At 44.6% G+C, this 12,299-nt stretch carries 8 protein-coding genes; 1 reads left to right on the plus strand and 7 read right to left on the minus strand.

Annotation, left to right across the window (positions count from 1 at the left end; genetic code table 11):
• Positions 1–83: 83 nt before the first annotated feature.
• The 6 genes from Q0895_RS01775 to Q0895_RS01800 all read right to left on the minus strand — a co-directional run bounded on the left by Q0895_RS01775 (position 84) and on the right by Q0895_RS01800 (position 9,364).
• Positions 84–1,130 carry a histone deacetylase family protein gene (locus tag Q0895_RS01775; protein WP_299185054.1) on the minus strand — a complete coding sequence of 349 codons (1,047 nt, stop codon included), beginning with the start codon at positions 1,128–1,130 and terminating at the stop codon, positions 84–86.
• A 206-nt stretch (positions 1,131–1,336) separates the two neighbouring features.
• Positions 1,337–2,761: an aldehyde dehydrogenase family protein gene (locus tag Q0895_RS01780; RefSeq protein ID WP_299185056.1), complete on the minus strand. Its 1,425-nt coding sequence runs from the start codon at positions 2,759–2,761 to the stop codon at positions 1,337–1,339.
• 163 nt (positions 2,762–2,924) lie between these two features.
• The gene (gene tynA / locus Q0895_RS01785; protein WP_299185057.1) at positions 2,925–5,270 is read right to left on the minus strand and encodes a primary-amine oxidase; all 2,346 of its coding nucleotides are present in this window, start codon (positions 5,268–5,270) and stop codon (positions 2,925–2,927) included.
• Positions 5,271–5,594: 324 nt separating this feature from the next.
• The gene (locus tag Q0895_RS01790) at positions 5,595–6,359 is read right to left on the minus strand and encodes an SDR family oxidoreductase (protein WP_299185058.1); all 765 of its coding nucleotides are present in this window, start codon (positions 6,357–6,359) and stop codon (positions 5,595–5,597) included.
• A 341-nt stretch (positions 6,360–6,700) separates the two neighbouring features.
• Positions 6,701–7,483, minus strand: coding sequence for an SDR family NAD(P)-dependent oxidoreductase (locus Q0895_RS01795; protein ID WP_299185059.1), 783 nt, complete (start codon positions 7,481–7,483; stop codon positions 6,701–6,703).
• A gap of 75 nt (positions 7,484–7,558) precedes the next feature.
• Positions 7,559–9,364, minus strand: a complete 1,806-nt coding sequence (locus Q0895_RS01800) for an acyl-CoA dehydrogenase (protein WP_299185061.1) — start codon at positions 9,362–9,364, stop codon at positions 7,559–7,561.
• A 182-nt stretch (positions 9,365–9,546) separates the two neighbouring features.
• Here Q0895_RS01800 and Q0895_RS01805 point away from each other — a divergent pair, with 182 nt between their 5' ends.
• The gene (locus Q0895_RS01805; RefSeq protein WP_299185063.1) at positions 9,547–10,593 is read left to right on the plus strand and encodes a helix-turn-helix domain-containing protein; all 1,047 of its coding nucleotides are present in this window, start codon (positions 9,547–9,549) and stop codon (positions 10,591–10,593) included.
• A gap of 198 nt (positions 10,594–10,791) precedes the next feature.
• On the opposite strand, the gene Q0895_RS01810 is transcribed toward Q0895_RS01805, so the two are convergent.
• Positions 10,792–12,198 carry a YjiH family protein gene (locus Q0895_RS01810; RefSeq protein ID WP_299185064.1) on the minus strand — a complete coding sequence of 469 codons (1,407 nt, stop codon included), beginning with the start codon at positions 12,196–12,198 and terminating at the stop codon, positions 10,792–10,794.
• Positions 12,199–12,299: the final 101 nt, after the last annotated feature.

The raw sequence follows: 12,299 nt of genomic DNA on the forward strand, positions 1-12,299 counted from the left end.
ATATTTTAAATCAGCTTTTATTGAAGCCATATTTATCGAATAACCAGTCAAGCAGTCAAGCAGTCAAGCAGTCAGACAAATGATTAGCTATCTTCTCCTACTAACCCTGATAAAAATGCCTGCAAATTCTCATTGAGCTTTTGGATATAATAGCCACCCTCTACCAGCACAATCAAAGGTTTGTTTAACGCTTTCATTTTTTGCGCCAATGTCTTAAAGCCTTGTGTACTGACCTCACATCTTGCTTCTGGATCATCTTTATAAACATCAAACCCTAAGACGTGAACGATGACATCAGGATCAAAGGTCTTTATGGTGTCGATGGATTTATCGACATACTCAAAAAAGCCGTCTTCATCAGTGCCATGTGGCATCGGAAAGTTGACGTTATAACCCTCACCCTCACCCACCCCTCTTTCAAACTCATGACCGGTGACGCCCGGATAAAAATTGACAGTATCGCCGTGTATCGAGGTATATAGGACATCTTTACGATCGTAGAATATCTCTTGAATACCTTGACCGTGATGCATATCCGTATCGATAATAGCTATTTTGGCGTATTTTTGCCGTAAATGTTCTGCGATGATGGCAGCGTTGTTTAGATAACAAAATCCACCTGCTGCGCTCTTGCGTGCATGATGACCGGGCGGCCGTGAAAAGCAAAGTTGTACATCGGTGTCATTGCTTGAGCCGCTGTCATCATTGAGCAGGGCCTCGGCGGCATTAAGCGCCGTTTGCGCTGACCAATAGATAGATATCCACGAATGCTCACTGATTGGCGCGCTATCATCGGCCTGATATTTGGCCGCTTTTGCCATGATGCCCAGTCCAGGATTGTCATACGGCACAAAAATCCCTGTCTGTACTTGGTCCCCTAAGTCCTCTTCTACCGCCATCCATTCATCATAGCCATGTTTTAAAAAATCAACATAACCAAAGTCATGCACCGCTAAGATCGGTCCCATCCCGACCTCTTTGGCATTCGTCACCTCCAGTCCTAGGGCTGCTGGCGCTTTTAGCATCTCGTCCATACGCTCTGGTATCTCTAGCGGCTCATGCATTTTTCCATACGAAAAGTAAGGCAGTGGTCTATGCAGACTTAAGTTTTCATGACTGTATATTTTCACTCTGTACACTCCATTGTTTATGACGCAGTCCATTTTTTATGATGCCATCAGGGCTTTTATATACGGCTAAAGCCATCCTTATATTATCAGCAACCATTGAATATATGCCAGTGCGTGACGTGAGTCAAATACAAATAAAGATTCTATGCTGCAAACGTGACTACAGCATAGAATCTTTAATAACTCTTGTTATCAGTAAAGCGGATTTAAGATTTAAAAGTCTGCACAGTTTGGATGAAGGTGAATTCTTTTAGGCCAGCTTCTCCAAACTCCACCCCAAACCCTGAGTCTTTTACGCCGCCAAATGGCGCATCGGGCTGTATCATGGCATGGTTGTTGATCCAGACCGTACCGCACTCTAAGCGAGAAGCAATCTTTTGTGCTTTTTCAATATCCTGCGACCATACTGAGCCGCCCAGCCCAACTTGCAAGCGATTGGCGCTATCTATTGCCTCTTCTACATCGCTAAATTTAATAATAGGTAAAATGGGTCCAAACTGCTCCTCATCGACCAGCCTTGCCCCGTCATTGATATTGCTCACGAGCGTGATTGGATAAAAATAGCCACTCTCATCTATGACGTCACCGCCACATAAAAAATTGGCGCCACGCTCTTTGGCATCTTTGGCAAGTGCTTTGACGATATTAAGCTGTTCTTGATTCTGTAGTGGTCCAAAGTCAGTATCTTCATCAAAGCCATTGCCTGTTTTCATGCTATTAGCCATGTTCGTTAATGCTTCACATAGCTCATCATGCACAGATTCATGCACATAAAGACGCTTTAGGGCAGCACAAGTTTGACCATTGTTAATAAAAGAGGTCGCAAATATCTTTGGTGCACTAGCGGCAATATCGGCATCCGCTAAGACAATACCTGCATCGTTACCACCAAGCTCTAGTGTCAAGCGGGTAAGATTGTCAGCCGCGCTTTTCATAATGGCTTTGCCCGTAGGCGTCGAGCCTGTGAATACAATTTTTTGTATATCTTGATGTGACGTCATCGCAGCCCCAATTTCCCCTTCGCCAGTCACTATATTTAACACACCAGCGGGCAAAATGTCTTTAGCGATTTCACCGAATCGTAATACGGTCAATGGGGTCATCTCAGAGGGCTTCATGACGACTGTATTACCTGTCAATAGTGCAGGAATAATATGCCAAATACCTATCAGCAATGGGTAGTTCCACGGCGTAATCGAACCTACCACCCCAAGCGGCTTGCGATGCAGCTCTATACGCGCGGTGTCATTATCCTGAATGACCTGCGGCTCCAATGTCATACTGGCGGTCGCGCGTATCCAAGCTAGTGTGCCACCAAACTCAAAGCCTGCACCTAGATCTGCAAAGCCTTTGGTCGGCTTACCCTGCTCTTTGGTCAGTAGCGTCATCAGCTCCTCAGCGTTATCTTCGATAGCATCAGCAAGCTGCATCAAACGATCTCGGCGCTCCTCATAAGTCAGTGCCGACCAAGTAGGAAACGCTGATTTGGCCGCTGCTACCGCGTCATTTAACTGCGCAGTGGTGGCCTTTGGGCAGCGAGCAATGACAGATTTGTCCGCTGGATTGATAACGTCAAAATAATCAGTGGTGCCAAGACTTTCACCGTTGATAATTAAATTAAATTCTTTCATTTTTTTTACTCTTATTGTTAGGATTATTACCTGTGAAATTAAATAAAAACACTAAAACCAAGCCATAAAGTTAAATGTGCTATAGAGTCAGTTTGATCAGCAGTCATTGATATAAGTGCGACAGTATCGTTGCCGCATTCATCATCTTATATTCTAAAAGTGCTTATTTGCTCTCGCTTTCATCTTTATCTTGATTTAAATGCAGCGATGGCGTTTCATCAAAGAAATTCCATGGTTTTAGTAGCACATTTACCCATTCTGTCGGCATGATCGGCCACTCTTCAGCGCGTGCAATATGAGTAGTGCCTGTCGTTAGCCACACCACCAAGTCTTTGTTGTGAATGTTTTCATTGTCTTTTGTAAACTGCCCTAAGCCGGTGTCTTTGTCAGAGCGATTGGGGTATTTGCCTTCTGGATATTGCTCATCTGGATCATAGTTGGTCACCCAAATCTGCTTATCCATAAAATTAAGACGATTGTATATCCATTCATCATCAGCGAAGTTGGCGCCTTTTGCGATAGGATGAGTCCCGCCTGCAAACGGAATCATCTGATACGATACCGGATTTCCCATACGGTTCTCTTTGCTTGCATTACTGATTAGGCGCACAGAAGCAGGATCGAAGTTTTCTTTGGCGGCTGTCTCGGTCACTACTGTGGTTTCGCGAGTCTCCATAGCACTGGTACGCGGCCCTCCGCGTGTATTGTCAGCGACGATGGGATCTATACGTTTGATATGATTGGTCTCGCCATCGACATCCATATCCAAGCGGAAGTTATAGATATGCTGGTGCGTGGGGCCGACGATATTGTGATCAATCAATGTACCATAGCGAGTGTCTTCTTTAGCCGTTGGATCGTGCATGGTTTTTGCAAGTACGCCTTTAGCAGCCTCGATACCAGTTGCTCCAGCGTCGATACCTATCGTACCATTTGGCTCAAACACCCAGTCAAAGATATAATCATAGTTACCTATCGTACTTATCCAGCGTACGACCAGCTCACGGCGCTCGGTACTGACGTTTTTTTGACCCATTTCTTGATGCTTAAATTCAGGACCTGCATAGCGCTCAAACACTGCAATTGCATTAGGAATAGTATAAGGGTTGCCTTGATAATCTGGCAGCACAGCATCAAGGAATACCGCGTTTTCTGGTGCATCGACGTTCTTTTCTAGTGGCGAGGTCAGAGTTCCCATGCCGTATTCACCAGCATCAAGATAAGACTTAAAGTACCAGCCCATGTCTGGATCACCATAAGGCACGACCATACCGCCTAAGTTACCTTGATACATGATTTTGCGATCAACGCCTTTATCATTAAAAGTGACCGTACTAAGCTGTAGACCTGTTCGACTGTCTAAACCAATATGAAACTTCCAGTTATGCCATTCAACGTTTCGGCCGGTGATGGTATAGTTTTTGCCCTCTGGTTCGATGATATTTAACGGCTTACTAGTGACAATATCTTGGTCACGACCATCAATTGGACGCGGGATCATCGGCACTGGAATAACGCTACCTTCCTCTATTTTGATGATTTTTTTCTCATCCAAATCTACCACTGCTACTAAGTTTTCGATAGGGTGCGCCCAGTAGTTGCCATCGCCCACATCTAGATAAGAGACGATTTTGAGGACGCGCAGCTGCTGATCCAAGTTGTCCTGATCACCGAAATATCCAACGGTCAGCGGGGTTCCGACAACCTTGGTCACATCATCGATACCGTGTTTTTTTAGTGCCGCTTTATATTCAGGACTGTTTTGGATGATGTCTTGTATAGCATAAAAATCATCCACCAGCACCATACCAAAGGTATCTTCTATCGCATTCCAACTGGTTAGAGCATTTTTGTTTAAGTTTGCCTCGCCTTCAATGACCGTATTGCCTTTTAAAATGCTAAAGGTTGCCACGCGATCACCTTTATAGGGCTTGTTTTCAGTGACATTACGCCATACTGCATCCTTATCAGGCTGTTTTAGGCGGATGTCAGAAAACCGTAGATTGGTCTCGGTAGGTTTGGCTTTTTTGATAATAGCCAATGTTTGCTCGATCTCCTCACTACTCAACACATTGAGTGGATGCGGGCTTTGTTCTATTTTAAAGGTTTGATCCAAACCTGATTGCAAGATTTCATTTACTAATGAATCAGGCACTAAAGCTTGCCCATCTTTTATGACGAGCGGATTGGTAATGGCTAGAGACTGGCCGTTTACCATGGCAGTTTTGCTGTTGGGTTTGATTTGTACGCGGGTAGAGTTCTTGGTGATGGTATACATCTCGGCATAACTATCATATTCAACGTCTGCACCCGCGGTACTCATCGCCTCCTCGATCGGAACCATATTGACCTTACTGCCATGAGCAAATGTTTGCGCGCTATATGCAAGCGCCAGACTGGCCACCAATGCAGTAAAAGTTGACTTCAGTGCCCTAGTAGTAGTGGAATTTTTATTGGTTTTATTATTGAGTTTTTGCTTATTATCGGTGGAGTTATGAGCATGTATCATTGACGATTTCCTTATCGTATTTGGGTATAGAGATAGCATCTGCTAACTCTGTGACGAATTCCATTTCGTGCTTGGTTATGAGCGGTAGACAATAAAAGGGCTTAGTGCATACGCTATAGGCGACTCATTTTAAGATCAAACCGATATTTACTATAACAATAGTTATATTGCAGGACAATAACTCATCTCTATTTTTTATTAACGCAGCTTCACAGTTAATTTATTTATAAGTTTAGATCGCATAAGCTGAATATAGAGTATAAATATAAAAAAACCGCATGATATTAGCATCATACGGTTTTGCTACCTTAAGAGCTTATCACTTTAGGCAAGCATACCGCCATCGACAACGACCGTCGCGCCCGTCGTATAGCTCGACGCATCAGACACTAAGTACAACACCGTGCCCGCCATTTCATCCGGATCGGCCACGCGTCCTAGTGGAATGGCATGTAGCGCCATTTTTAAGACTTTATCATTGGTAGTTAGTGCCGAGGCAAACTTGGTATCGGTCAGACCTGGCAGCAGCGCATTGACGCGAATGTTTAATGGGCCGCATTCTTTGGCAAAGGCTTTAGTCATGCTAATCACCGCCGCCTTGGTGATTGAGTAGATACCTTGCTTATCACCGGCGACCAAGCCATTGACCGAGGCGGTATTTAAAATCACCCCACCGCCCTGCTCGCGCATCATCTTGCCTGCCGCCGTCGACATAAAGAAATAACCACGAATATTGACTTCTACGGTCTTATTGAACGCGCCCAGATCGGTATCTAAGATATGACCATAGTAAGGGTTTGCTGCGGCATTATTGACTAAGATATCAATGCGGCCAAATTCACTTTTGATGTGCTCAAAAATTGCCTCAATCTGGTCCATCTCGCCCACGTGACAGGCAAAGGCGCTGGCTTTATGGCCGTCGGCGACAATGCTATCAGCGACTGCTTGGCACGCGTCAATCTTACGGCTAGAGACAATGACATGTGCGCCTCTAGATGCCAATAGGCGGGCGATAGACTCACCAATACCGCGGCTCGCGCCTGTGACCAACGCAATCTTACCGGTTAAATCAAATAAATCTTTCATCATTACTCCTTATATTTTGAACTAGCTAGGGCGTGTCTTCAATTCACTCGATAGTTATCTAAATGGGCTAAAAATGGCCAAATTTTGCCAAACATTGTCGAATAGCTGGTCAATATCCCGATATTAACGGCGCTATTTTCCTTGTTTGACCGCAATTTATCTCATTTTTATCACCATTTTTGAAATAAAGACACGCCCTATTCATTTTTCAATTTTTTATCGCAAATACTTAATAAATTATAATCGAAAAACTGCAAACTCATTACAAGGCAGCCGAGCGTAGATAGTACAAATAGTACATCGAGCGAGGCTAACGCCGTAATGGTTTAGCAGTTATGTGATTATTAAGCCAACATGCCACCATCAAGAGTAAACGCATGCCCATTCATAAAGCTGCTTTCATCACTCGCCAGCCACGCAATTGCACCTGATACTTCATCGACCTCGCCCAAACGGCGCAACGGACTGGCATTAATAGTGGCTTTTTGCGCGCGCTCATCCATATTTGCCATGGTATTGCGTACCATCGGCGTATCGATAAAGCTTGGGCATACTGCATTAAAGCGAATATTGACGCGCGCATACTCGTGAGCGGCAGATTTGGTCAGTCCCATCACGCCATGTTTGGCCGCGCTATAGGCGGATAATAGCGGCGCCGAACGCAAACCTGCGATAGACGCGACATTAATCACATGACCGCCGCCATTGGTTGCCATACACGCAACAGCAGCGCGCATACAATGCCAGACACCTTTTAAATTTACCGCAATATTACGATCAAAATCCTCATCGCTTAGCTCGTGCATCGGTGCAGGCTGATGGTCGATACCAGCATTATTTATCACCACATCAAGACCACCAAGTGTCTCCATGGCGAAGGCAAATAGCGCACGCACGTCATCACCGCTGGTGACATCGACTTTTTGAAACACAATACTATTGCCTGCATCCTGTGCTTGCTTGGCAACAGCAGAGCCCATCTCTTCTGCCAAATCACCAATCACGACTTTGGCCCCGCGACTGGCAAGCAGTAGCGCACTTGCGGCGCCGATACCAGACGCGCCGCCGGTGATTAAAATACGTTTGCCAGTTACGTCTGAGGCAACTCCATTTGTATTTAACGTCATATAATATTCCTTTAAAAGAGTTATATTTTATCTGATGCAAGTTTCTACAAAATGATACTACTAACCTCTCATTGGTTAGAACCATTCTGCTCGCATATCCGTGCATACGGCATTGTCGTTATTTAATAACTCGATATCGCGGTTGATAAGTGGCAATTCCCAATCGATAAAGTATTTGGCCGCTTGTATTTTGCCATGATAGAAGTTTTGCTTGTCAGCGTCTGTGGTATCACTTAATAACTGTTCCGCCTTACTGGCTTGGCGAATCCAAATCCAGCTCACCACAATAGTCGCAAAAATATTCATCAAGGCTTGCGCGTTACCAGTTAAGGTGATGGCTTTTTGGGTTTGCAGAATTTTGCTTAAATGCACGAGCACTTCATGCAAATGCCCCATATAAGGCGTCAATTTGCCCGCAAGTTTGGCAGTTTCTGGCGTGCTGATACTCTCTAAATCTTGGGTGATTTCACGTTGTAGAATTTGAATACCAAGTCCACCCTTTTGCCATAATTTACGAAATGACAAATCTAACGCCTGCACGCCATTTGTGCCTTCATGAATGGGGTTCAAACGATTGTCACGCCAAAACTGCTCGGCTTGATATTCACGCGTATAGCCTGCCCCGCCCAATACTTGAATACCTAAATCATTGGCTTTTGGCCCGTACTCTGACGGCCATGCTTTGAGTACAGGCGTGAGTAGGTCTAGTAATTCTGACAGCTCAGCTTGATGCGTGGCGTCTTCACAGGTATTGATACGGTCAATCAGGTTTGAGCCGTAAAGACAGAGTGAAATACCGCCCTCGCTATAGGCTTTTTGCGCAAGCAGCATACGTTTGACATCACCATGATTAATAATTGCCGCCGCTGCATCTTCAGGTTTATTATTCGGTGCAATTCTGCCTTGCGTTCTGTCTTTGGCATAATCGAGCGAGTACTGATAACCGCGATAGCCAATCATAGCTGCGCCAAAACCAACCGCAATACGCGCTTCGTTCATCATTTTAAACATATAGCGAAGGCCAAAATGCTCCTCACCAATCAGATAGCCGTGACACTCGCCTGCATCGCCAAAGCTCAATGCCGTCGAGGTCGCGCCGCGATAGCCAAGCTTGTGAATCAGTCCAGTTAAATGCACATCGTTACGTTCGCCGACTGACAAATCGTCATTGAGTCGGTACTTGGGTACGGCAAATAAAGAAATGCCTTTGACGCCACCAGGACCGCCCGGCACTTTGGCTAAGACCAAATGCACAATATTATCAGACAACTCATGATCGCCCGCTGAGATATAAATTTTACTGCCTTTGATTCGATAGCTACCGTCGTCTTGCTTGACAGCGGTGGTTTTGATATCGGCCAGTGACGAGCCGGCATGCGGCTCCGTTAGCGCCATCGTTCCTGTAAATTCACCTGTTAGCATGCGCGGCATAAAGGCTTGTTTAATCTCATCACTGGCGAAATGCGAGATAACATTAATGGCGGCAGTGGTCAGAAATGGATAAGCCGTCGTCGATGGGTTGGCTGCCATAAAATAGCCTGCCACCGCGGTCATGACCGTTTCAGGCAGTTGCATGCCGCCATCTTCAAAGCGATAACGTCCGGCGATAAAGCCCGACTCACGAAAGGCATCAAAGGCAACTTTGACATCGTCTATCATGCTGACTTTTTTGCCATCAAACTGTGGTTCGTTTTTATCCGCCACGTGATTGTGCGGCAAAAACAAGTCAGTGGCAATTTTATTAGCGGTACCCAATACCGCATCAAAGGTTTCGCGGCTGTGTTCGGCGAACTTAGGATGCTCGGTTAAGGTTTCTGCTTTCAGTACATCATATAACTGAAACGGTAATTCAAAGTCGTTGATAAGCGTATCTGCTGCCATAGTGTCCTCGCTGGCTCATTAAATGTGGTGATGACTTGATAGTAATCTAATTTAACGTTTTGCCGTATTGTCATTTATGACATAATTATGGTCAAATAAGACAAAACTCATGTATTAAATTAGAAAAACCTCGTCAAAAAACGTCATTTTTAATAAGCATTTTTAAAGGAAATTACGCAGCTATGCCGTACTTTAAACCCTTTAAAGTCATCATTGTCGGTTTCGATGGCGTGCTTGGCAGCGCTTTGACAGGGGCGTTGGATTTATTTTCATTTACTGGCGTCAGCTGGCAGCGCTTTTTGGATGAGACGGTAGAACCAAGGTTTAAGGTGCAGATTGCCAGCCTTGGTGGCGTCGATATCAGATGCAGCAATCGCCTAATCATGCAAGCGCATTGCGATATTCGGCAGGTGACGGACTGTGACTTATTGTTAATCCCAACGATTGGCGACTCTATCGATAAAGTGCTGAGTCAGAACACTGAGTTACTTAAACATATCAAGCGACTGGCGAGTACCAAAGCCGATATCGCCAGTAATTGTAGCGGGGCGTTTTTTTTGGCAAAGGCAGGCTTGCTCGATGGCAAAGTCGCGACCACTCATTGGGGTTATGCCAGTAAGTTTAAGGCAGATTTTCCACGGGTGGATTTACAAGAAAACCAATTTGTCACGCAAGCAAGAGGCGTCTCTCACAGCCAGACGGACAGTCCAGCAACCGACCACGTGAGCAGTATCTTCTGTGCAGCAGGAGGCAGCGCCTTTTATGATTTGGGATTGTTATTAATCGAGCGCTATTGCGGGCGAGAGATTTCTACCCAAGTGGCGAAAACTCAAATTATCGATAGCAAACGTGGCAATCAAAACAGTTATACCAACGTGACTTTGCATAAGCCGCATGCTGACCAGCTGGTTCAGCAAGTACAAGAGTTTATCGAAGAGAATTTTAGGCAACCTCTACAGGTGAGCCATTTGGCCGCGATGGTCAATATCACCCCGCGCACCTTAAATAGACGCTTTCAAGCCGCCGTTACGATGCGCCCGATTGAGTATATTCAAGCAGTGCGTATTGAGCAGGCTAAGCGCTTATTAGAATCAGGCGATGTGACGATCAAATCGCTCGCCTGCCAAGTCGGCTATGATGATATCTCATCATTTACGCGGCTGTTTAAACGCGCCACTGAGCTGACCCCAAAAGAGTACCAAGAGAAGTTTTCACGACTGGCGATTTAACTTTATAGTAGATATTTTTCAAAAGTAATACGTTGCTACTGGGATAAACGTTTCTTTGCTTGCTGTTTCTACGCAGACAGAGGCTGCGAAAAATTTACCTCTGTAACACGTTATAATAAATGTTCGCACTTCAAGCAGAAAGCAAAAAGCCAGTCTGATTTTAAACCAAACTGGCTTTGTCAGTATTATAAGTCTCTATTAGTACAGTAGATGTGCCACTGACGTAATAACGACTAAGCTGATAAGCGTACGGATAATAAAGATTGCAAACAGCTCTAAAACATTAAGCTTGATGTTTGATTTTAAAATCAGCGCGCCCACTTCAGACATATAAATGATCTGTGTGATAGAAGCTGCACCCACAATAAAACGTGTCATCTCACTCTCGATACTTTTACCTACCAATGCCGGTAAATACATATCAGCAAAACCCATAATCATGGCAGGGGCAGCTTTAGTCGCCTCTGGAATTTGTAATAAATCGAGTACGGGAACTAATGGCGCGGCAATCCAATCAAATACAGGGGTGTATTCAGCTAAACCCAGACCAATAGTACCGATTGCAAAAATAATCGGAATAAGCCCAAAATAAATATCAAACAGGTTTTTTAAGCTATGTTTGAATACACTACCCAAGCCTGGCATAGAGTATGCTCGAGTCACTGCTCGGTTTAGTGCCCACTGCGGCATACTATATTGCGCAGGGATGTCTTCATCCAACATACACTTACCAGAATGGTAGGTATCAGGCTTTAATGACAGTGGCGGGATACGCGGCATAATAGTAGCAGCGATAAAGCCCGTCAACGCGATGGTCAAGTAAAAGAAAACAAAATTATTGTCTACACCGATAGTCTTGGCAACGACATAAGTAAAAGCGATAGAGGTTACCGAAAAAGTCGTGGCAATAATGGCCGCTTCACGCTGGCTATAGTAGCTTTTATCATACTCCTGCATGGTTACCAACAGACCGATAGAAGCTGCACCAAACCAAGAGGACATAGCATCGACTGCTGAGCGACCTGGCAGTTTGAACAGTTTAATAAATACTTTACTGGCCAAGGTTCCCAAGAACTCCATCAAGCCAAAGTCAGTTAAAAAAGGTAAGGACAAGATAGCAAAGAAAAATAGAGGAATTAAAATAGGAATAAGATCTTCGAATATAACGCCGCCCGTATTACGATTGATAATAAACTCAGGGCCTACCTGTAAAAAAATCATCCAAATAAACAGCGTGCCTAAAAAACGTGCAACAAGCCATAACCAATCGACATCGAAGAGCTTTTTTAGTAAAGAGTCTGGGTGTAAGTTAGGACGTAATACCTTGACTGCGAGCGCGCCAATAAAAGAAGTCGTGACTATCGCAAGGGTAATATAAGCGACATAACCACCCAAAGCGGCCTGCAAGGCATCGGTTAATACACCAAGTAAGATAGTAACTTTACCATCCCATTGAAACGGAATAATAAATAGCGCAATACCAAGCGCTGAAAACAATAAAAACTTCCACAATGACGCGCGCCATTGCTCTCCTTGCGGCGTTTTTGAGTCGACAGCATCATTGCCTAAAACAGGCTGTTGCGACTTATTGATATTAACCGTCATTTAATTCCTCCATGATGGGCGGCTATCGCCAATATTTTCCATTTTGGCTGTTTGACTGACTCTTAAAATTGCTGAGTTAGTTGAGTTCTATATCCCAAAAA

Origin of the sequence: uncultured Psychrobacter sp. (assembly GCF_947495825.1) — a bacterium.
In the GTDB taxonomy this organism is placed as follows: Bacteria; Pseudomonadota; Gammaproteobacteria; order Pseudomonadales; family Moraxellaceae; genus Psychrobacter.